The organism is Pseudomonas sp. 58 R 3 (assembly GCF_900006605.1).
Taxonomy (GTDB): Bacteria; Pseudomonadota; Gammaproteobacteria; order Pseudomonadales; family Pseudomonadaceae; genus Aquipseudomonas; species Aquipseudomonas salomonii.
The window spans coordinates 329713-351965 of sequence record NZ_CVTT01000065.1; the positions used below are offsets into that span (position 1 = coordinate 329713).

Genomic DNA, 22253 nt, shown 5'->3' on the forward strand with positions numbered 1-22253 from the left:
CAAATCCTTTGCGTCTACAGCCAAGTGCCCCAATAGCCCCAACTGATCGACCAAAACATCACAAGGCGATAGGGCCAAACGGCCCAACGCTTGAGTGTTAATGGAATGGCGGCTAATTCAGCCTCGGTCACAAGACCTTCTTTCACGGAGTGTTTAGGCCTGCGAAGAATGTCAATCATCAGGCCCATGCGATTGAACCTGACGAACCGCTGGTTAGGTCGCCAGCGTTGCTGATATTTGCGCACCTCTGCGTTTTCACTGAAGTAGCTTTCGAGTGCTTCGAGCTTTGTGCAGCCAGCAAATAGCATCAGCCCCAAAACGATGAACGTTCCAACAACCATCACAGCGGTATAGACGAGAAAATAATCCATGGTTAAGCGCCCTCCGGCTGGAATATCAAATCACCATCGTTTTCTATGATCGTACCGCCCAACCACGCCCCACCATCACCGACTTTACTGCCGCCTAAATATCCTCCCGCAGCACCGCCAATTACTCCGCAACTCAGGGCGCCGCTCCCTCTAGTCGCAATACCCAAAAAAAAGGTGCATGCGCGACGCGTTAATTCAGCGCCTAAAATACCGCCGCCAGCCGCGCCCACTACCCCGCCTACCAACCGCCCACTCTCCACATACTTCGCCCTTCTGCACTGCGCCTCCCTTCCCGTCATACACGCCTCCTTGACCTCCAATCCTGTCACCCCCACATCCATGGCCAACCCCACATAAGTCCCCTTCCCCAACCACTTCGACACCTGCGCCACGTCCCCGACCCGCTGCGCATACCCCGCAATCTCACCTTTATGCAGGTAGCTTCTGGTCGAAATCCCCAACACCTTCTTCAACGATTGATTGCCCCGCAGCCCCGTGCCAAACCGCGCCGCGCCTTGCAGTTGCCCATCCAGCTGCCGAAACAGCCCTTGGCGCTGGCGAGCAAACTCACCCCTGTCCAACCCACCGCCCTTCAACCTCTGATGCAAGCGCTCAATCGCCTCCAGGGTCTGCGCCACCTCATCCAGATGCCGCGCCCACGCCGACGTGGCGCTGCCGATACCGATCGAGCCATTCGCCAGCAAACTCTGCAGCAAGTCGTAGTTATTGATCACTGCCGAGCCGGCCGATGGCTCCAGCCGCCAGCGGATCTGCTCGCCATAACGCATCAACCAGGCTTCTTCACTGCGGCAGCTGAAGCTGAAGTCGTCAGGGATAATCACCAGTTGCCCAGGAGTCACCAGGCCAGTACGCAAGTGCCGGTTCAACACGTCAAAGTGATCAGAACGCTGACGATTTGGCGCCCCGCCCATCGCCCTGGATTTCAGACTGTTGTAGTCCGTTGTGCGGTCATTGATAAATCCCTGCGCCATGCCTTCCATCCCGGATGCAATGAAGATGGCGTCGGAATATAGGCACGTGAAGGCGGCCTGCACACAAGGGCAGGCGCGGGAAATCACATTTGGGAAGTTGCCTACTCGGCAGAGAAAAATCGCCTACAAGAAACCGCGATTAATAGCCGGTCATCTCCAGATACCCCACACCACCGTCAAACTGCACCGGCCCTTCCCAGTACGGAATACTGAGGTTCATCCATGCCTTCGGGTTGACGGCCTGGGGCGTAATGTCCAGTTGTTTGCCGGGAATTTTCAATGACCAGCGCGTGGGCACAATGCGCCCGTCAACCTCGGTGGTGGCCAGCGGTGTGAGCTGAATATCGGCGTTATGCAGGGTCTGGGTGTGCCCTTGCTGGTCGATCCAGGTGCCGGTCAGGTAACCCGCGCCGTCCTTTTGCCGCACGCGAAACAGCATCAACTGCTCGCCACGGTCCAGGTGCAGGGAGAACCAGTCCCAGCCGGTCTGGCTGGCGGCCAGCGGTTGGCTGCTCCACTCGCGGTCGAGCCAGGCCGGGCCGCTGACCTGGTAGGTGGTGCCGTCGATACGGACGCTGCCCGTCGCCGTGAAAAACGGCTGGCTGTAGTAGTAGGACGCCTGGCCTTGGTCGGATTTGCGGCTGTAGCCGTTATCGCCTTGCAGCACCAGCGGGCGGCTGGAGGTCAGGTGCAAATCGTAGGCGAACTGTGGGCCTGCGGCCTTGAGTTGCATATCGGCCAAGGCGCTGGCGGAACCTGGTCGGGTGGCAAAACGCCAATCGTCGAGCCAGGCCGTGAACGGCGCTGCCTGGGCGCCGGCCTGGCCAACGCCGCCACGGGCGTAGCGCTCAGCAGCGTAATGGCGGNGTGACGGCGGCATGGCCCAGCCAGATCGTCGCGTCGCGCCAGCCCGCCTGTACCGGCCCGGCCTTCAGCGCGTTGCGAAACAATGTCCATTGCACACCGAACACACGGCCTTGCTCGTCCTTGAGGTTGGCGGTGACGTACCACCATTCGATGCGAAAGCCTGGGTGCGGGCCGTGGTCTTCGGGAAAGCTGAAGACCTTGCCAGGCACCACCTGGGCAAAATCCGCCGCCTCGCTGCCAAGGCCGGCGAAGCTTTCCGGCGGCGCGGGGGCTTTGTCGCAGGCCGTTAACAGCAATACGGCGGCCCAGCACCAGGGGTTAATCTTCATTGGCAAAGGTCCTCAGCAAATCCGCCGGGCGACTGCGGTACAACTGCCACAGTGGCCAGGCCGAGGCCAGCAGCGTGGCAAGCATGGCCAGCCCCAACAATTGCGCCAGCTGCCACGGAAACACTTGCAAGGGCAAGCGCCAGCCGAACGCCTGCACATTGATCACCGCGTCCAGGCACCATGCCAGCAGCAGGCCCAAGGGCAAGGCGAGTACCAGCGTCAACACCGCCAGCAGCCAGGTTTGGCCGAGGTTGAGCAACATCAGTTGCCGGCGCGTCACGCCCAGCGCCCACAGCGGTGCGAGTTGGCCAAGGCGGCTTTGGCTCTGGGTCAGCAGGCTGATAAACAGCGCCACACCGGCGACACCCAACGTCAGGCTGTTGAGTGCGGCAGTGGCGGCGAAGGTGCGTTCGAACACCTGGCTCGACCAGCCTTTAAGCTGCTGCTGATCGACGATGCGGCTGTCCTCAAGGGCAAAGGCGCGCCGCACCTCCTGCACCAGCGCCGGTACATTGCCGGGCAGTACGCGCAGGTTGAAGCGTGCCGGTGCCAGGCCCGGCCAGTGCGCCAGCAGGTGTTGCGAATTAACCAGCAGATGGCCCTTGGGGTTGCCGTAGTCGGCGTAAACCCCCACCACTGTTGGCGACCAGACGCCTTGCGGCGTGGGGAGCTGGATGGCGTCGCCCAGCCGCACATTCAGGCGGCGTGCCAATTGCTCGCTGAGCATCACGCTATCGCCCTGCAGCAGTTGGTCCCAAGGCGCGCTCGCCGCTTGCAGCAAGGGCCAGTGCTGGCGATAGGTCGGGTCATCGACCACGCCGAACACATCTGCCGGCCAGCCCTGCAATTGCACCGCCACCTGCCAGGTCGGCAGCACCGCCTGCACCAGCGGTTGCTGCGCCAACCAGCTGGAAAGCTGCTCGGCCTGGGCCGGATTCTGCGGGTTGAGGTACAGCTCGGCGGTAAGGCGTTGTTCCAGCCAGTTATTGAACGTCTGGCGAAACCCCGAAGTCATGGAGCCCGCGCCGATGTTCGCCGCCAGCGCCAACAGCAACGCCATCAACGCCAGGCTCAAGGCCGGCAACTGCTGGCGGCAGTCGGCAAGAAACCACTGGCCCAACACCGAACGGCTGCGTCCAAGCACCGCCGTCAACAGCGCATTGAGCACCACCGGCAGGCCAAGCGCCGCGCCCAGCAGCAAGGCGGCCATCAGCACAAACCCGGCGGCGAGGCTGTTGCCCCACCACAGCGCCAGCAGTGCAATCGCCAGCGCGGTAGCCGCCACCCCACCCTGACGGCGCAGCCAGCGCCCATGCGCCTCGTGCCAGGCCTGGGCATTGGCCAGGGCCAGCAAGGGCAAACGGGCCGCACGCCACAGGCTGCCGGCACCGGCAAGCAGGGCGCCGAGCAGGCCCAAGCCCAAGCCGGCCAGCCACCACCACGGGCTGAGGCTCAACTGGCCCGCCACTTCGGCGCCATACAGGCCGCGCAGGCTGGCGGCCACGTCCGGCAGCAACAGGCTGGCCAGCAGGTAACCACTGATCACCCCCAGCACGCCGCCCAGCAACGACAACACCCCCAGCTCAACCGCCAGGCTGACGATCAGCAGGCGCGCGCTGACCCCGCAGGCACGCAAGGTGCGCAGCAAACCACGGCGTTGCTCCAGGGCCAGGCCGATGGCGGCGTGGACAATAAACAGGCCGACCACAAAGGATAAAAAGCCCAAGGCATCGAGGTTCAGGTGAAAGCTTTCGGTGAGGCGCGAGAGGTTATTGTCCTCGCCTTGCTTGAGTTGCAGCGCGGCAGGCGGCGTCGGCTGGGTGGCGGCAAAGGCCTTGTCCACCAACAGGCGCGACAGGCGCCCCGGCATGTCCAACAGTGGCTGGGCGAAGCCGATATCGGTCAGCAACAGCCCGGGGGCCATGTCGGGCTGAACCTGTAAAGGTGGTAGCCGTTGCCCGCTGACCGTCAATGGCTGCTCACCGGCCTGCAACCCCAACGCCTGCAAGGTTTGCGCAGCGATCCAGGTTTGCCCGGGCGGGTTGAAAAACCCGAGCATCTGCGCCTGGCTCAAGCGCTGCCCCGCCACCGCGCCGCCACCGGGCAAGGACAACGGCTCGATGCCCATCAACTGCAGGCGCAGCTCTTCATGCCCCTTGAGCTGCAGCCGCCCCTGCACCACCGGCGACACCGGCCAGCCGGCACGGCGCAGTTCGGCAAACAGCGCCTGCGGGAAACTCGCACCGTCCGGCGCACTCAGGCTGGCTTGGGGTTCACCGCCGATCAATTGGCTGGCACGTGCATAGCTGTCGCGCGCCTGGCTGTTAAGGGCTTGCACGCCGGTCAACAGTGCGGTGGCCAGCCACAAGCCGGTGAGCACGCTGAAAAACTGCACCGGGTGCCGCCGCCAATGGCTCAACAGTGCGCGCAGTGCCCAATAAAATACCCTCATCTCACGCGACCACACGGCCATGCCGCAACACCACCTGGCGGTCCAGGCGTGCGGCGATGCGCGGGCTGTGGGTCACCATCAACAGGCTGGTGGGGCTGTCTCGCAGCAGGTCCAGCAGCAATTGCAGCACGTCATCGCTGGTGGCCTCGTCGAGGTTGCCGGTGGGTTCATCCGCCAGCAACAAGCCGGGGCGCGAGGCCAACGCGCGGCCCACCGCAACCCGCTGCTGTTGGCCGCCGGAGAGTTGTTCGGGATAACGCTTGAGCAAGTCGCCCAGGCCCAGGCGCTCAACCAGCTGCGCCTGCCATTGCGGGTCGAAGCGCCCGGCCAGGCGGGCCTGGAACGCCAGGTTGTCGTCGACACGCAAGCTGCCGATCAGGTTGAACTGCTGGAACACCAGGCCGATTTGGGTACGCCGCCAATGGGCCAGTTGCGCCTCGCTCAGTTGGTCCAGGCGCTGCTCGCCCACCTGGACAGTGCCGCTGTCCACGCGGTCGAGCCCGGCGACCAGATGCAACAACGTGCTTTTGCCACTGCCCGACTCGCCCATCAGCGCCAGGCTGCTACGTTCGCCCAGGTACAGGTCGACACCCGCCAGCACCGGCAGTGGACCTTGCGGGGTGGCGTAGCTCTTAACAACACCTTGCACCTGCAACATAAACACGCTCGTTTAAAGGACTGCAAACGAGCATAACGGCTGGTTGACGACCCCATGCAAATTTTTCACATCGATTTCACTGCTTGCCCACCCTCACCCCTCTAAATTGCCCCCCAGTATCGATAGTCGGCAACTTGTTAGTTGCCGCCCACGGCAACTTCTAACGGCTGGGTGTTCAGCCAAAAGACAGCAGCGCTATGACACGCTCCGCTTCAACTACGGGCATCCGTCAGTGCGTTGCGCCTATTTGAATAAAACACTGAAGACAGTGCCCATGGTGAATGATGTGGTTGACCTTACCCTGACCAAACCGCGCTCACGCCGGGGCTATCTCAAGCGCCTGCGAAAGTGGTGGGCGGGCCTTGCCGTTATCGGCTTGCTGCTCGCCGGTTTCCTGTTTTGGCCGTTCTCGCCGCGCGACCTGAGCGTCGATAACCGCCTGCTGACCTCACAAGTGCTGCCGGCCTGGCGCGATGGCGACCTGATCGTGCTGGTGCGTCACGAAGAGCGCTGCGACCGCTCGGCCAATGCCTGCTTCGGCGCACCTGAAGGCCTGACGACCGTCGGCACCCAGCGCGCCGAAGAAGTGGGCAAGGCCTTCAAACTACTGGGCCTGGAAAACACCGACATCGTTGCCAGCCCGGCCTTGCGCACGGTACAGACCTCGCACTTCATGTTCGGCAAAGCCGAGCTGACCCCAGGGGAAAAGACCATCTGCGGCGAGGACATCGATGAAGAACTGCTCAGCCGCAAACGGTCTGGTCGCAACCTCGTTTTTGTCACCCACAGTGGCTGTATTGCCGACTTCGAAAGCGCCCTGGGCTACCCCCGCGCAACGTTTGCCGAGTACGGCAGTGCCCTGTTCGTGCGCGTACTGGGCAACGGCAAATTCGAGACGCTTGGCATCATGAAAGGCCCGGCCTGGTCCGCCGTACTTAAAAAGCTATAGACACTTTTTTACCTATAACTTTCTTCATGTTCAGCAAAACGACAGCCCTCTTCTGGCATGTTCAACTACGCCCGCTACTATTGGACGTCATGATTTTTTTCATCGACTTAGTGAACTTTGTGATTCTTCCTACAAACTTTTACATATCTGCTTACTTCACCATTAAACGTCAAGGAGTGACGTTTTCATGACTCGACTGCTTAAACCCTTACCTCTATTGCTATTGGCCTTCGCGGTGTTCTATCTACTGCCCATGGGCCTGCACGGTTTATGGATCCCGGATGAAACCCGCTATGCCCAGATCAGCCAGGAAATGCTGCAGAGCGGCAATTGGGGCGCACCGCACTTCATGGGTGTGCGCTATTTCGAAAAACCCGCCGCCGGCTATTGGCTGATCGCCCTCGGGCAGGCGGTGTTCGGCGAAAACCTGTTCGGCGTGCGTGTGGCGTCGGCCTTGACCACCGGCCTGAGCGTGGTGCTGGCCTACCTCATCGCCCGCCGCTTGTGGAACGACCCGCGCAAAAGCTTCGCCTGCGCCCTGCTCTACATGAGCTTCGGGCTGGTGGCCGGGCAAGCGGGGTATTCCAACCTCGATCCGCAATTCACCTTCTGGGTCAACCTCAGCCTGGTAGCGCTGTGGTTTGCCCTCGACAGCCGCACGCCGCGTGCTCGTCTGGGTGCCTGGGCAGTGCTGGGCGTGGCCTGCGGCATGGGCTTTATGACCAAGGGCTTTCTGGCCTGGCTGTTGCCCGTGCTGATCGCCGTGCCCTACATCCTCTGGCAGCGCCGCCTGGGTGAACTGCTGTGCTACGGGCCTTTGGCGATTGTGGTCGCCGCCATCGTGTGTGTGCCCTGGGCCCTGGCCATTCACGTGCAAGAGCCTGATTACTGGCGCTTCTTCTTCTGGCACGAGCATATCCGTCGCTTCTCTTCCGCCAATGCCCAGCATGCGCGGGCCTGGTGGTTCTTCCTGCCGATCATGGTGGTCGCCTGCCTGCCCTGGGCGGCGTTGCTGCCGGCCACACTGATCAAGACCTGGAAAGACAAAGCCCAGCCGGCCATCGTGTTCCTGGCCCTGTGGCTGCTATTGCCCCTGGCCTTCTTCAGCATGAGCCGCGGCAAATTACCCACCTACATCATGCCGTGCCTGCTGCCGCTGGCCTTGTTGATGGGCCATGCGCTGATCGACTTGATCCGGCAAGGCAAGGCCCGCGCGATCCTGATCAATGGCCTGGTCAACGCCGTGATCGGCCTGGCAGCGATGGTGGCGTTGATCTACCTGCAAATCTGCAACCCGATGTACGGCAACAGCCACGCGGAGATGTTCAGCCTGTCGCTGGCGTTTATCGTATTGCTGGCCTGGATCCTTGCCAACCTGCTGCAAGCGCTGCGCCCGCTGACCCTGTGGGCAATGCCGGCGCTGGGCATCGGCTTGCTGGTGGCGTTACTGCCGGCGGGCATGCCGGCGATGATCACCGATACCGAAATGCCCGACCAGTTCGTGCTTGAGCATCTGGATGAATTGCAACAAACCCATGCTTTGATCAGCAACGAGTTGGGCTCGGCGTCGGCCTTGTCCTGGCGCCTGGGCCGCACGGAAGTGGCGTTTTACGACACCGAAGGCGAGCTGCGTTATGGCCTCCAGTACGCCGACTCGGTGCACCGCAAGGTCGACCTGGACAGCGTGCAGAGCTGGCTTGCGCAGGCGCGTCAGCAAGGCTCGGTCGGTGTGCTGATGCGCGTGCGCAGCACCAGCGAACACCGCGAAGAAGGGCAACTGCCACCGGGTGGCAAACGCTATCGCAAAGGCGCCCTGCTCTTGATTATCTATCCGCAGCTTCCCTAACGTTACGTCTGCCTTGAGAGCCGCCCATGAGTGTTTTCAAAACCGAACGCGGCGCCCTGGTGCTGCTGCTGGGCGTCTCGGCGCTGCTCCTGCTGCTGGGCCTGGGCAGTCGCGACTTGTGGGGGCCGGAAACCCGCTGGGCCAACATCGCGTTGCAGATGCTGCAAAGCGGTGACTACTTCGACCCCTACCTCAAGGGCGCGCCCTACTACGACAAACCCCTGCCCTCCTATTGGCTGATCACCGGCTTCGCCAACCTGATGGGCGGACTTGGCCCCTGGTCGCTGCGTTTGTCGTCGGTGATTGCGGCGTGGCTGAGCATCTGGCTGGTGTACCTGATTGGCGAACGCCTGTTTCGCAAAGGCACCGGGTTGATTGCCGGCTGGATGCTTGCCACCACCTTCTACTTTCTGTTCTGGGCCCGGCTGGCCACGGCCGACATCCTCACCGTGTGCGGCGTGCTGGCGGCGGTGTGGTGGTATTGGCGCGGGCCGGACGACACGCGGCTGGGGCGTTACACGGTATTTTTCCTGCTGCTGGCGGCCACTTCGCTGTTCAAAGGCCTGATCGGTTTTGTGCTGCCGGGCCTGGTGCTGCTGCCGCACCTGCTCAGCGAGCAGCGCTACAAGCGCCACCTCAACCTGCGCCTGCTGCTGGCCATGCTGATTGCAGCGGCGTTTTACGCGATTCCCTTCGTGCTGTCCCACCTCTATGGCGCGCCGACTTACGGCGAGAGTGGCCTTGAACTGGTGTTCAAGGAAAACGTGGTGCGCTTCTTCGACCCGTTCGACCACATGGGGCCGATCTACACCTACCTGATCTACCTGCCCGCCTACACCTTGCCCTGGGCACCGTGCTGGTTGCTGGGCCTGTGGCTGGCGCTGCGCAACTGGCGCCAAACGCCGCCGAACGTGCGCTGGCTGGTGTGGGGCCTGGGCCTGCTGTTCGTGTTCTTCACCGCCAGCGGCAGCCGACGTAGCTACTACGTGTTGCCGCTGGTGCCTTTTGCCCAACTCTTGGCCGCCTGGTGGTTGAGCGAACGCCTGGAGCAAAAAACCGCCAGTTGGCCACGTTGGCAAAAAGGTTTCGGCTTTACGGCAGGCTTGCTGTTGCTGGTACTCGGCGGCATCTATCCCTGGGTCACCGGCAATGGCGGCGTGACCCGCTTCGCCGACGACGTACAGGCCGAAGCGGTCAAAACTGCGCCGTGGGCTCACTGGCAGATGGTGATGGTAGAAGTCGACAACAAGGTGCCGATGTACCTGCAAAATGGCGGCAAGCCGTTCTACTACGTCAGCGAAACCCAGGACTTCCCCCGCCAGGGCGACAGCGCGGCATTCATGGCCTGGCTGGAAAAAACCAGCGGCCAGGGCTTCAACCCGCAACGCACCATTATCGTCGCGCAGTATTCCAAGGAAGACCCGACGCCGCTGGCCTACCTGGGCGCGGATCACACGGTGATTACCACGCAGCCGGACAATGGCGAGCGGTTGTTCCAGAAGCGCTCGGGGGGCAGTGTGGCGTTTGTTCCAACGCCACGCTGACGGCATTATCGGCGTCAGCGTGCCTGGAATGCCGCTAGCGCTTCTCAAACACGGCATAACCGACATAAGCAAAATCCGACAACCGCCGTGCTTCGGAACCGGGGTACGTGAAATGCTCGCGCGTCAGGTAAGGCGCAGGAAGATCAGGAACGTCTTCCACCTTTCCGTCTATTTCGCCGTTACTGGCAGTGGAATGGGCGCCGCCTTGCTGGTCAATGAATTCAAGGACGTGTTCAGCCTTCGCGGCACTGGCTGCGCGAACATCGGCGGGTAAGCGGGGGTCGTTCCAGTCACCGCCTACGAACACCTTGAAGGCGAGCCGTTCGTTCCCGTCGAGCACATCATCAAGTGCCTTGAACAAGGGATTCACCGTGATTGCCTGCACCGAGCGTTGGTCACCTGTTGCGCGACCGTGGGGGGCAGGCTTTGGCCAGATGCCCCCGCGACCGCCCTCCCCGAGCACGCGGTAGCCTTGCTCGGCGAATTGAGTCAGGCGGTCCACCTCGGACGCAAACCCCTTCATACCCTGCACGTCCAGGTGCCCATCACCTGGATAACTGCCTTTGACCCGGCGCAGGCAGGGGTCGTTGTCAATGTGGTGGATCACCCGCGCCAGGCGATACATGGCGTTGGCACGTGACACCGGGTCTGGGTTGGCGGCGGTAAAGTCGCCCACCTGTCGCTTCAAGTGGGTGATCAATCGGGTTTGGCGCTGACGCCTTTGCGGGTTCCAGCCAAAGGCGCGGGACATGATGCCCGTGCCCAGCATGGGGTTGTCCTTGTAGATTTGCGTGGCTGAGCGCAGATCGTCCGCCGGCCGTGTTTGCCCGCGCGTCGGCAGGCTGGAGGTGTCGGCCTCCGTGCGAGGAGCAGGCAACGTCGGCAAGCGCGCCTGTATGAAAGGCTGAAAGTGTCCAAGCGTTGGGGTCATGAGCCACGTTGTCCATCAAAATCCAACAGCGTCGAAGGGCTGACGTTTCAGGCGAAACTGCACAGTGTGTTGGTGGCGACGGCGCAAAAGGTTCCATCGAAACCTGCGGTTGATGGCCTTTGGTGATCGTTCCCATTGCGCACGTGCGACGCGGAGCGTCGCGGGCTGCATCCCCACGCGGAGCGTGGGAACGATCAAATCGGAACCTGCGGTTGATGGCGTTTGGTCATGGTTTGTAAAAGGCCAGCAAGGCGTGTCCCTTTTAATTGCAGGACGTTTCCTAGACAATCCCTGCCGCCTTGTGCCTGTTGGAATCGATGGCTAGTCTGCGATCCGTCACTGCTTATCAGTGATCGGGTTTAGTCGCCCGACCTTCCAACGCGTGCATGGTCCTCCATGAGGTTTTATGGTGGCTGTGCGCAGGGCACCTTCGGGTGCGCCGGATTTTGCGTGTTGGGCCGGTCGACTAACCTGCGTACAGCCGCCACCCTCGTTTAGTCGCGAAGGGTGTCGTCCCTAATCCGACACGAAGGTACACCATGAAAAAAGTCGTCCCCGACCCACCCCGCAATTCCGCCAAAGACCGCGCCGCTTTCAATCGCGCCATCGACCATTACCTGCCCTCCAAAGGTGTTCAAATCGAAGACCTGAGCTTCGAAGATGCCCTGCTCTACACCGCCAGCTTGCTCGACAGCGCTTCAGCGACCGCGCTCAATTGCGGTGATCTGCTGGCCAGTCCCCAGCGGGCGAAGATTCTGGCGGTGTGGCATTTGCTTGAGGTGGCCAAGACCACGGTGGACCGCTCTATCGAGTGCCTGAACCCCTCAAAACCAACTGCCTGACTGTGGTCTGAAAGTGTGGGAGCTGGCTCCCACATTGCCCACCTCCAGGCTTCAGATCCGCCGGCGGCGGTTGAGTTGGGGGATCGCGGTGTGCGGCACCTCCACGCGCTCCACTTGCGCAGTGGTGCAGGCCGCCAATTGCGCCAACGTGGGCTGGCTGAACAGGGTGCGCGCATCCACCTCCAACCCAGCCTTGCGCATCCGCGCCACCAGGGTCACCGCCAGCAATGAATGCCCGCCCAGCTCGAAAAAGTGGTCGTGACGCCCTACCCGCGCAAGCTTCAACACGTCGGCCCAGATGCCCGCCATCAGGGTTTCCACCTCACCCAGCGGTGGCTCATAGGCACGACTCACCACCGCCTCCAACCCAGGCGCCGGCAGGGCCTTGCGGTCGAGTTTGCCGGCCGGGTTAAGCGGCCATTGATCAAGCTGCACAAAGGCCGACGGCACCATGTACTCGGGCAACTGTTCCAGCACATAGGCACGCAAGGCTTCCAGGCCGGGCGCTTGCCCACGCAAAGTAAAGTACGCCACCAAACGCTCATCACGCATCAGCACCGCCACGTCCCGCAGCGCCGGGTGCGCGGCCAGGCGTGATTCGATTTCGCCCAGTTCCAGGCGCACGCCCCGCAGCTTGACCTGAAAGTCATTGCGCCCCAGGAACTCAAGGTTGCCATCGGGCAAGTAGCGCACCAGATCGCCGCTGCGGTACAGCCGATCACCGGCCACAAACGGGCTGTCGATAAAGCGCTCGGCGGTCATCTGTTCCAGGCCCAGATAACCCCGCGCAACGCCGACGCCGCCGATGTGCAGTTGGCCGCTGACGCCCATGGGCACCGGCGTGTCATGTTCATCCAGCACATACAGGCGGGTGTTGTTGATCGCCCGACCAATCGGCAATTGCACGGCCGGCACGGCGGCGCCGGGTTCCAGGGTCCAGGCGCTGCTGTCCACCGTGGCTTCGGTGGGGCCATAGACGTTATGCAAGCGCACGTTGGGCAGCCGCGCCTGCACGCCTCGGGCCAGGGCTTGCGTGAGTTCGCCACCGCCACACAGCACGTCGGTGAGGCTGGTGCACAGCGCCGACGCTTCCAGTTCCAGAAACTGCTGCAACATCGCCGGCACAAACTTGATCACGCTGATCTGTTGCTCGCGGATCACCTGGGCCAGGTACGCCGGTTCACGGTGCCCATCGGGCCGTGCGAGCACCAGGCGCATGCCATTGGTCAGCGGCCAGAACAGCTCCCACACCGAGCCATCGAAGCTGAACGGCGCACGTTGCAACAAGGCGCCGCCCTGGGCATGCGGGCACAGCCGGGAGCCCCAGTGCATGAGGTTGCTTAAGCCGCGATGCTCGATCATCACGCCTTTGGGCGTGCCGGTAGAGCCGGAGGTGTACATCACGTAGGCCAGGTTGGCGACGCTCAAACCGGGCACCAACGGGTTGCCGGCAGGTGCCTGGTTCCAGGCGCAGCGGTCGAAGTCGATCACGGGCATCGACACCTCGCCGGGCAAGTCACGGGTGGCCGCATGCACCAGTAACGCCACGGGTTGACTGTCGCTGAGCATGTAGGCCAGGCGTTCGCGCGGATAGCCCGGGTCCAGCGGCACATAGGCGCCACCCGCCTTGAGGATCGCCAGCAAACCCACCACCAGCTCCAGCCCGCGCTCGACGCACAGCGCCACACGCGAATCCGGCCGGACGCCGCGCTCGCGCAGGTGAAAGGCGAGCTGGTTGGCGCGCTCATTGAGCTCGCGGTAGGTCAATTGCCGTTCGCCGGCCTGCACCGCAATGGCATTGGGAATCTGCCGCGCATGGACTTCGAACAGGGCTTGGACGGTGAGGGTTTCGGGGTAGTCGGTGTGGGTCGCATTAAAGTCCAGCAACAACCTTTTCAGTTCGCTGGCCGGCAGCACCTGTACTTCGCGCAGGGGTGTGGTCGGCGCCTGTTCAAGGGCATCCGCCAGGCCATGCAACACCGTCTCGAGATAACCCAGCAACCGCTCGGCACCGACCTTGCGCGGCGCCTTGGCCGTGAGGCGAAAGCCGCTGGCGATGTCGTCGACCGTGAGCATCAGCGGGTAGCTGAGGATGTCTTCACTGCTGAGCAGGGCAATGCCCGGCACCAGGTTCAGGTCTCGGTCTGCCGCCGTGTGCCGATAGTTAAGCAGGCTGTTGAACAACGGCGATGTGCCGCTGCAACGCTGGGCCAGCGCCAGGGAGGCCTGTTCATGGGCGACCAGCGCGCTCAGTTGCGCATGGGTGTCTGCCAGCGCAGCGACCACGCTTTGCCCGGCCAGACGCAGGCGCAGCGGCAAGGTGTTGATGAACATGCCGAGGGCTCGATCAGCGCCCTCGCCGGCTTGCAAACGGCCGAGTAACACGGTGCCGAATACCACATCATCGCGGCCCGCCACCCGGCTGAGCACCTGGGCCCAGGCCAGGTGAAACAGGCTCGCGGCACTGACCCCCAGCGCCCGCGCCTGGGCGCGCAGGCGCAGGTTGAGGGCGTCGGTCAGGGGCCGTTCGGCCGCTTCGATGTCGGCGCGATTGGCCTGGCGCTCCTGCAAGCCGAACGCCAGGGTCGGCTCGTCAACGTCGGCCAGGCGCTCGCGAAAGAACGCTTCATGGGCCGCCTGGCGCGCTGCCGAACGGGTCTGCGCGACCACGTTGCGGTAAGGCACCGGTTCCGGCAATTGCGCCTGTTGACCCAGCAGGTGGGCGCGAATTTCATCCACCAGCACGGTGGTCGAGGTGGCGTCATTGACCAGGTGATGGAAGCGCAACCTGGCGACCCAACGCCGGTTGTGCGGCTCCTCGGCGTAATCGAGCGCCATCAGCGGCGCCTGGCGCAAATCCAGCGGTGCGTGTTGATCGTGCAGCGGTTCGACGCGCAACTGCGCCTGGCGCCACACCACTTGCATCGGTTGTTCCAGCGCATCCCACACCAGGCTGGTGCGCAGGATGTCGTGACGGTTGATCACCTGCTGCAACGCCTGGGCAAACGCCTCCAACTGTTCGCGACGGGCAAAACTGAACAGCGCATGTTGCTGGTAGGGGTCGCGCTCGTCCGTGAGGTGGTGGTACAGCAAGCCCTCCTGCAACGGCGCCAGCGGGTAGATTTCCTGCACATTGGCCGCGCCTGCGGGGATACCGGCGACGATACGGTCCAGGCTCGGCTGGTCGAGTTCGGCCAGTGCGAGCATGTCCGGGGTGATGTGGCTGCAACCTGGCGCAATACGATTGCCCGGCACCTGGACCTCGCTGCCGCCACTGACCGCCGCCAGCGCGGCAAGCGTCGGCTGGCCGAACAACACCTGCACATCGGCATGCAAGCCCACCTGGCGCATGCGCTGCACCAACTGCACCGCCAACAGCGAGTGGCCGCCCAGTTCGAAGAAATGGTCGTGGCGCCCCACTTGCTGCACCTGCAATAACTCAGCCCAGACCTGCGCCAGAAGGGTTTCCGCGCCCTCGTGCGGCGCCTCGAACAGCCGCGTGACAAAGGCGTGTGGCGTGGGCGCGGGAAGCGCCTTGCGGTCGAGCTTGCCGTTGGCGGTCAGGGGCAACGCGTGCAACTGCACATAGGCCGCCGGCAGCATGTAATCGGGTAGCGAAGCGTGCAGATGAGCACGCAACGCTTCGATTTCGACGCTGTGCCGGGCGACAAACCAGGCCAGCAGTTGGCCTTCGCGACACTGCACCACGGCTTCCTGGACCGCCGGATGGCCGGCCAGCGCAGATTCGATTTCCCCCAACTCGATGCGCACGCCACGGATTTTCACCTGGTCGTCATTGCGGCCCAGGTACTCAAGGTTGCCCTCGGGCAGCCAGCGCGCCAGATCGCCGGTGCGGTACATCCGGCCCGCGTTGAACGGGTCATCCACAAAGCGCTCGGCGCTCAGTTCAGGCTGGTTCAGGTAACCCCGCGCCACACCTTTGCCGCCGATATACAGCTCGCCCGCCACACCAATCGGCACCGGGCGCTGCTGTTCATCGAGCAAGTACACCGTGGCATTGTCGATCGGCGCGCCGATATGCAGCCCCTGGCCCGCCGCGACGAGCCCGGAAGTGGCGACCACCGTGGCTTCGGTGGGGCCATAGTTGTTGATCACGTCATAGGTTTGCGCGCGGCTGAAGCTGCGCAGGCGGTCGCCGCCGATCAGCAGAGTGCGCAAGGTCGGGTGTTGCAGGCGCTGGCTGAAGGCATACTCGGCCACCGGGGTCGGCAAAAAGCACACGTCCAACGGCTGCGCACGCCACCAGCCGAGCAGCGCATCAATGTCCTGGGCATCGTCCTGGACGGGCGCCAGGTGCAAGGTCGCGCCCACGCACAACGCCGGCCAGACTTCCCAGGCCATCGCGTCAAAACCGAAGCCGGCGACGCTGGCCGTATGGCTGCCCGCGTGCAGGTTGAAGGCGCGGCAGTGCCAGTCCACCAGGTTGGACACGGTGTGGTGCTCGACCATCACGCCTTTGGGCAAACCGGTGGAGCCTGAGGTGTAGATCACATACGCAAGGTTCGACGGCGTGACCGCCACCGGTGGGCTGCCGCTGCGGCCATGGGTCGGCAGGTCCAGGCGGATTATCGGCACGTCGAGCATCGGCAGGCGCGCCAGCAAGTCGTGCTGGGTCAGCACCGCCACCGGTGAACTGTCGTGCAACAGGTAGTTCAGGCGCTCGGCCGGATGGGCCGGGTCCACCGGCACGTAGCAGGCGCCGGCCTTGAGGATCGCCAGCAACCCGGCCACGGTTTCGAGCCCGCGCCGCGCCACAATGACCACGCGGTCATCCGCCTGCACGCCATGTTCGAGCAGTTGGTGGGCCAGGGCATTGGCCTGCTGATCGAGCTGGGCGTAGGTCAATCGCCGGCCCAGATGCGCCACCGCGATGGCGTCGGGCGTGCGCACCGCTTGCGCCTCGATGCGCCGATGCAGGGTTTGCGTACCGGCATGCGCGTGTGCGGTGGCATTCCATTGCTGCAACCGGAGCTGTTCGGCCGGCGTCACCAGGGCGAATTCAGCCAGCGGCAACGCGGTATTGGCCAACCCCTGCTCCAGCAGCCAGGTGAAGCGCTGCGCCAACGCCTGCACCTCGTCCTCGCGAAACCACGCCTCGTTGTAAACGCAGTGCAGGCACGCGGTGTCCTGATAACGGTTGCTGCGCAGGTGAAAGGCAATCGGCAGCAACTCGTGGTGGTTGGAAACCTTGATCGCGCGGGCCTGGACCTGGCCGAAGCGCAGGTCGTGATCGTCCTGCTCAAAGGACACCGACAAATCAAACAACTGGCCGCGATCGGTACGGCGCAGGCCCAGCTCTCGGTTCATCTCGCTCAGGGGAAAACGCTGGTGGCGAAAATCCTGCTTGAGCTGGTCACGCACACCGCGCACCAGCGCGCTGAACGGCAAGTGCGCGGCGAACTGAAAGCGCACCGCACTGACCTGGGTGAACAAGCCCACGGAGGAACGAAAACGTGCGTTGGAACGGTTGAGGATCGGCAGCCCCACCACCCATTCATCACGCTGGCTGGTGCGGGTGAAATACACGTACAGCGCCGCCAGCAGCACATGGAAGGCCGAAGCCTGGTAACGGTTGGCGACTTGTTCCATGCGATTGAGCAGCGTCACCGCAAACGGCTCCACCCAGGTGTTGCTCGGCGCCGGGGCGTTGTGGCGCGGCGTCAGTAACGGCTCGGGCAACACCTGGTATTTGTCCAGCCAGTAAGCGCGGTCGCGGGCGTAACGGGCCGACGCCTGGTAACGCTGGTCGGTGTCGATAAAGTCGATATACGACGGTGCGTACGGCTCCGATTGCCGCCCCTGCTCAAGGTCGGTGTACAGGCGGGCCAGGGATTGCAGCATCTGGCCAAAGCCCCAGCCATCGAGGATCAGGTGATGGGCCTGGGTGCCGAGGCGGTAGTGATCGTCATCGAGCTTGACCAGGAAAAACCGGAACAGCGGTTCGCCACTCATTGCGTAGGGCCGTGCCATTTGCGCCTGCATCAGCGCCTGGCTTGCCGCCTGTGGGTCTTGCAGCGCACAGAAGTCGTGCCGTTGTACCTGCACCGTCAGCGCAGCGTCGAAGGTCTGTCGCGGCAAGCCATCGGCATCGCTGTGCAACTGGGTGCGCAAGGCATCGTGCCTGGCCACCAGCAACTCGACGGCGCGCTGGATCAGTTCCGGCACCACGGGCCCGGCAAAATCGACATAGCCGCCAATGTTGTACAGCGGTGAGTCGCCCGCTCGCAGTTGGTCGAGCCAGATGTCCTGCTGGGCGGCAGTGAGGGGGAAGCTTGGGGAATGCTTCATAAGATCCTTCTCAATAGGAGTCAGGCACGGCCGTGCACGGGCCCATTTCGCCAAAATTGCCGGATTTGAGCATGCAGCTCCGAGGGTGTCTGACCCCAGAAACCCGGACATTCAAATGGATAGAAACGGGCTTGGCTGATGGTTGACGGCTGAAACGATTAAAGCGCTGTAGGAAATTGGCTACATCTGGCCGTGGCCAGTTTTTCCAGGCCTGTCGCAATCATTAACATTTACTTTGAATATCAATAGCTTAAATAAATCTAATGTTGAGTCACGGCTCTTCGTAGGCGGAATACTTCGTCTGAAGCGTCGAATTAATGACGTGGATTTTATGGCAGCTTGTGTCCCTCGTTTCCGCTACATACGTAGGACAAATCGCTATGGCTAAATGAAATCTCGAACGCCGAATGACGTTAAAGAAAAGTCACGTTCAAGGAGTACGGGCCGCCCCACACAGACCCAGGGCACCCGATGACGGTTTTCGACATCAAGGATGAGATGGCTATGAGTCTGACTTCTACTATTGGCGGCGCCCACAGCCCGCAGTTCTACGCCGAAATGGGTGAATTGATTTCAAACAGCGGCCAGGAACATTTCGCCGCCAACATGCTGCATCTGGTGGATAAATGGGTACCGATCCACTTGGTCGACCTGAGTGAGTGGACCCTGGACGAATTACGTGACAGCGCGGTCGATATCCAGCTGCTGGGCAGCGCCGGGTTGAAAAAACACCTGCCGGCGCCCCAGCCGGTGCATGCGCTCAATGACCACCCGCTGCTGCGGGAAATGCTGCGCATGCAAGACCCGTTGCTGATCCAGATGAAGGCCAAGGCGAACGGCGCGCACCCGCGCGGCACCTCGCACCAGTGCAACCTGGTGTCGCGCCAGGGCAACCGACGCTGCGTGATTTCGTTTTACCGCCCGCCGACCCAACAGGGCTTTTCACTGGCTGAGTTGTCGTTTCTCAAGTGCTTGTCGGACACCCTGTTGCCTTTGCTGGAACGGCACGCGCAGAGTGTGCGCCAGGCCCCCCACAGCCAGGCCGAACCGGACCACAGCCAGCTGGAACAGTCACATTTACAACGCGAGTTCTACAAGCGTCTGTCCCTCAGCGATATCACCCTGTCGGCGCGTGAACAGGAGGTGTGCCTGGGCCTGTTGACTGGCGGCACCGTGCCGCAAATGGCGGAAAAGCTCAGTGTTAAAAACAGCTCGATCGAGACCTACCTCAAGCGCGCCGCCGCCAAGCTCGGCGTGAGTGGGCGCCATGGCCTGGCCAAATGGATGGTTGGCGCCTGATGAAAAAAGCCACCCTCTCCACCCTTGGCATGGCCTGGATGCTCGGCGGTTGCTCGCTGATCCCCGAGTACCAGCGGCCCGCTGCGCCGGCAAGCGCCAGAAAGTACCGGGCGATCTGACCGGCACCGTTACCGCAGCGGCGTGGACAGCAACCTGACGTTCCTGGATGCACAGCGTTCGTTATTCAGTTCGCAGCAGGCGCTGATCGTCGATCGGCTGGCGCAACTGGTCGCGAAGGTCAACCTGTACACGGCACTGGGCGGCGCCTGGAGCGTCTACCCAAGCCCGACTGCCGCAGCCGATATTTCCCCGGTGGCACCTGCGCATAACGAAGGAAAAGCCGGCTGAAATACGCCGCCGTTGTTCGGTTGTGGGTGCGAGTGACCGGTTATTACTGGTAGGGAATAAGGCGATCCCGGTCCAGGTCGCGCATCATTTCACTGAGCATTTCACTTTCGCTGCGCGGCTCGGTCATGGGGATGTACCAGGTCGTAGCCGTCCAACCACCACGCTTGTAGGCGTAGGTCTTCAACAGCTGACCGTCCTTGTACAACGAGCCGTGCAACTGACGCTCGTAGGTATAAGGCACAGGCACGGTCAGCAGCGTTAACGCACCGAGCAGTGCCGGTAGTACGCCGGCCCCTTTACCGCCGCCCTGATCCACCAACAGGCTGTAGCCGGTCTTGCTGAAGCCGCCATCAAGGAAGCTGAAGGCACCGGTATCACGCAAGCGCTGTATGACTTCGCGCTGCTGTTGCTGCTCAAACCGCGACGCGGGCGATGGCATAGTGACGCTCATCGGTACATAGGCGCGCTCGGCCTTGTAATCCAATGGTTTGAGGGCGGTGCTGCAACCGCCAAGCACGAGCACGACAGCCAACACAGAAGCTCTGATCATTGTGCATGCTCCTCAGGCAGCAGGCCGTCGCGCTGTACATCTTCGGCAAAGGCGCGTGCGACGCGGTGGACGTTTTGCTGCTCCATTGCGCCGGGGCCATCCAGCAGCCAAGAGTATTTATGGGTGACGTTGCGGTAACTGTATTGCTTGAGCTGCTTGCCATTATGTTGCAGGGAAAACTCAGTGGTGGTGTCGACGCTAACCGACAAGGGCAGCAGGAACAGGGTTGCCGCGCTCAGCAGTACCAGAGGAAAAGGCGGCATGTCGCGCTGAACATTGAACCGGACCCACACCGAATAGTCCTCGCGGTTGCCCCGGCCACTTTCGACAGTGCGAAACACCCCGGTTTCACGCAGTTGGTTACGAAATTGCGCAGCATTGAGCGGGTCATCGATCATGACGTGGATCGGCTTGAGGTATTCCTTGCCGTCAGGCAAAGCCCGTTCAGGCAGCGTGTGGGTGGTTGCACACCCCGTCAGCAGCGCCACGGCGCTGAGGGTAACAAGGCGGTTCATGGACGAGTCTCGTGCAGGGTGTCCTGGTCCGCGCCGACAGGTAACGGCGCGATGATATAAGGGGCGGCGCTGCGATAATCCAGGGCCAGTACCTTCAGGCTCGGCAAGCCCGGAACGTACTGGCGCGCGAGGGGTTCATCGCGGCCTTGTTGATCGCGCCAGCGAAAGGCGCACAGGGAAGCACCGAGGCACAGCGAACGAAACTCTCCGAGGTAATAGGCCTTGCCGGCCTGCAAGCGCAGCGGCAGGTTGAACTTTTCTCGCGCCTGGACCGAGGTGTAGGTGGTGCCAAGGGTGGGGGAATAGTTACTGGAGAAGAACTGAAAATCGTAAAATTCATAATCTCCAGGTTTGAGCGCCAGCACGAACACGCTGGCGGCACCGGCTGCGTCTTTCACATCCTGAGGCGTTTGCTGCCCCATACCGACCCATACCGCCGCAGCGCCGAACTCAGAACCGCGCTTGCGAAACAGCAGGCGCTGGTTAGGTGCGGGGGAAGCGTTGAAGTTCTGTGGGCCGATTGACCCGACCAGATAAGCCACCGGTTCCTGAGGGCCAGGTTGCAACGGTTGACTGACCAGCGACGCGGACTGAGTGCCGCACCCCGTCAGGGCTAATGCCATTAAGAACAAGGCCTGGGGCCTGGGGAAACAAAACATGTCGGATCCTGAACACGGGCAAAAAAATAACTGCAGGCGGTCAGGGCAAACATGGGATGAGCCTTCCTGGCGCTGCACCTCGCGTCACTGCGAGGGGGCGAATGGTACGGGGGCATTCGCGGTTTGACTACTGCTGACGAGCAACACCGCTCGCCATTCGAAAAACCGTGTTCAGATCACCGCTTCCGCCTCGATCTCGATCAACCACTCAGGCAACGACAGCCCGCTGACGATAATCCACGAAGACGGCGGCGGGTTGTGCGGGAAGCGCTCACGCAGCGCCTGGGCTATGGGCTCCTGCTGCTCACGGACGGACTCAACGATGTACAGACGCAGCATGATCACATCGGCCAGATTGCCGCCGACCTCGGCCAGCACCTTTTCGATATTATCCAAGGCGGTGGTGGTCTGCTCGGCGATGCCTGGGCCGACGGTACGCTCCTCGGCATCCACCCCCACTTGCCCGGAGAGCATGATGCGCCGGCCAGGCGGCACTTCGAGGGCCTGGCTGAAGCCGTATTGCAGGGAGTTGAACACGGAGGTGGGATTGATGACTTTGCGTTGCATGACCTGTCCTTGTTGTCGGTAGGCAAACAAAGCTAACCCAGGGATGCTGCTCAATCTGGTAATTCAACATCCAGCAACATTTCGGCGGACCGATCGTTCCCACGCTCCGCGTGGGAATGCATCCCGTGACGCTCCGCGTCACACTGCGCAAGGCTCAGCTATGCGCAGACATCGGGACGCGGAGCGTCCGGGGCGGCATTCCCACGCAGAGCGTGGGAACGATCA

The 22253-nt window shown here is 62.4% G+C and carries 15 protein-coding genes and 2 pseudogenes; 6 read left to right on the forward strand and 11 right to left on the reverse strand.

The genetic code is table 11. The features are described from left to right. Positions 1-14: 14 nt before the first annotated feature. From BFP92_RS22620 to BFP92_RS22640, 5 genes and pseudogenes are all read right to left on the reverse strand, one after another. A complete protein-coding gene (locus tag BFP92_RS22620) occupies positions 15-371 on the reverse strand; it encodes a hypothetical protein (protein ID WP_065931167.1) in 357 nt (118 codons plus the stop codon). Between the two features lie 2 nt (positions 372-373). After that, positions 374-1363: a hypothetical protein gene (locus tag BFP92_RS22625; RefSeq protein WP_065931191.1), complete on the reverse strand. Its 990-nt coding sequence runs from the start codon at positions 1361-1363 to the stop codon at positions 374-376. A gap of 139 nt (positions 1364-1502) precedes the next feature. Continuing rightward, positions 1503-2559, reverse strand: a pseudogene (locus BFP92_RS22630) (lipocalin-like domain-containing protein). Beyond that, positions 2549-5011, reverse strand: a complete 2463-nt coding sequence (locus tag BFP92_RS22635) for an ABC transporter permease (protein WP_065931192.1) — start codon at positions 5009-5011, stop codon at positions 2549-2551. The pseudogene BFP92_RS22630 and the gene BFP92_RS22635 overlap by 11 nt, the downstream one beginning before the upstream one ends. Position 5012: 1 nt before the next feature. After that, on the reverse strand, positions 5013-5669 hold the full coding sequence (locus tag BFP92_RS22640; protein ID WP_065931168.1) for an ABC transporter ATP-binding protein: 657 nt from the start codon (positions 5667-5669) through the stop codon (positions 5013-5015). A 274-nt stretch (positions 5670-5943) separates the two neighbouring features. On the opposite strand from BFP92_RS22640, the gene BFP92_RS22645 reads away from it, so the two are divergent. From BFP92_RS22645 to BFP92_RS22655, 3 genes are all read left to right on the forward strand, one after another. After that, positions 5944-6618: a lipopolysaccharide core heptose(II)-phosphate phosphatase PmrG gene (locus BFP92_RS22645; RefSeq protein WP_065931169.1), complete on the forward strand. Its 675-nt coding sequence runs from the start codon at positions 5944-5946 to the stop codon at positions 6616-6618. 187 nt (positions 6619-6805) lie between these two features. Further along, positions 6806-8464, forward strand: coding sequence for a lipid IV(A) 4-amino-4-deoxy-L-arabinosyltransferase (gene arnT, locus BFP92_RS22650; RefSeq protein WP_065931170.1), 1659 nt, complete (start codon positions 6806-6808; stop codon positions 8462-8464). A 26-nt stretch (positions 8465-8490) separates the two neighbouring features. After that, positions 8491-10008 carry an ArnT family glycosyltransferase gene (locus BFP92_RS22655; protein WP_065931171.1) on the forward strand — a complete coding sequence of 506 codons (1518 nt, stop codon included), beginning with the start codon at positions 8491-8493 and terminating at the stop codon, positions 10006-10008. 34 nt (positions 10009-10042) lie between these two features. Here the strand turns inward: BFP92_RS22655 and BFP92_RS22660 are convergent, their stop codons facing one another. Then, entirely contained in the window at positions 10043-10939 is an 897-nt protein-coding gene (locus BFP92_RS22660) for a hypothetical protein (protein WP_139114100.1), read from the reverse strand. A gap of 539 nt (positions 10940-11478) precedes the next feature. On the opposite strand from BFP92_RS22660, the gene BFP92_RS22665 reads away from it, so the two are divergent. After that, complete coding sequence (locus BFP92_RS22665) at positions 11479-11781, forward strand: DUF6124 family protein (protein ID WP_065931173.1); 303 nt, start codon at positions 11479-11481, stop codon at positions 11779-11781. A 51-nt stretch (positions 11782-11832) separates the two neighbouring features. On the opposite strand, the gene BFP92_RS22670 is transcribed toward BFP92_RS22665, so the two are convergent. Continuing rightward, positions 11833-18090, reverse strand: coding sequence for a non-ribosomal peptide synthetase (locus BFP92_RS22670; protein WP_065931174.1), 6258 nt, complete (start codon positions 18088-18090; stop codon positions 11833-11835). 504 nt (positions 18091-18594) lie between these two features. Here BFP92_RS22670 and BFP92_RS22675 point away from each other — a divergent pair. Beyond that, positions 18595-19389: a helix-turn-helix transcriptional regulator gene (locus BFP92_RS22675; RefSeq protein WP_065931193.1), complete on the forward strand. Its 795-nt coding sequence runs from the start codon at positions 18595-18597 to the stop codon at positions 19387-19389. Positions 19390-19509: 120 nt separating this feature from the next. After that, positions 19510-19737, forward strand: a pseudogene (locus BFP92_RS22680) (multidrug transporter); the annotation flags it as partial. Between the two features lie 43 nt (positions 19738-19780). On the opposite strand, the gene BFP92_RS22685 reads toward BFP92_RS22680, so the two are convergent. The 4 genes from BFP92_RS22685 to BFP92_RS22700 all read right to left on the reverse strand — a co-directional run bounded on the left by BFP92_RS22685 (position 19781) and on the right by BFP92_RS22700 (position 22028). Further along, entirely contained in the window at positions 19781-20287 is a 507-nt protein-coding gene (locus tag BFP92_RS22685) for a hypothetical protein (RefSeq protein WP_065931176.1), read from the reverse strand. Then, positions 20284-20802, reverse strand: coding sequence for a hypothetical protein (locus BFP92_RS22690; protein WP_065931177.1), 519 nt, complete (start codon positions 20800-20802; stop codon positions 20284-20286). Before BFP92_RS22690 ends, BFP92_RS22685 begins: the two co-directional genes overlap by 4 nt. Further along, positions 20799-21425, reverse strand: a complete 627-nt coding sequence (locus tag BFP92_RS22695) for a hypothetical protein (protein ID WP_239694304.1) — start codon at positions 21423-21425, stop codon at positions 20799-20801. The genes BFP92_RS22690 and BFP92_RS22695 overlap by 4 nt, the downstream gene beginning before the upstream one ends. 207 nt (positions 21426-21632) lie before the next feature. Further along, positions 21633-22028, reverse strand: coding sequence for a RidA family protein (locus BFP92_RS22700; RefSeq protein WP_065931179.1), 396 nt, complete (start codon positions 22026-22028; stop codon positions 21633-21635). Between the last annotated feature and the right edge of the window lie 225 nt (positions 22029-22253).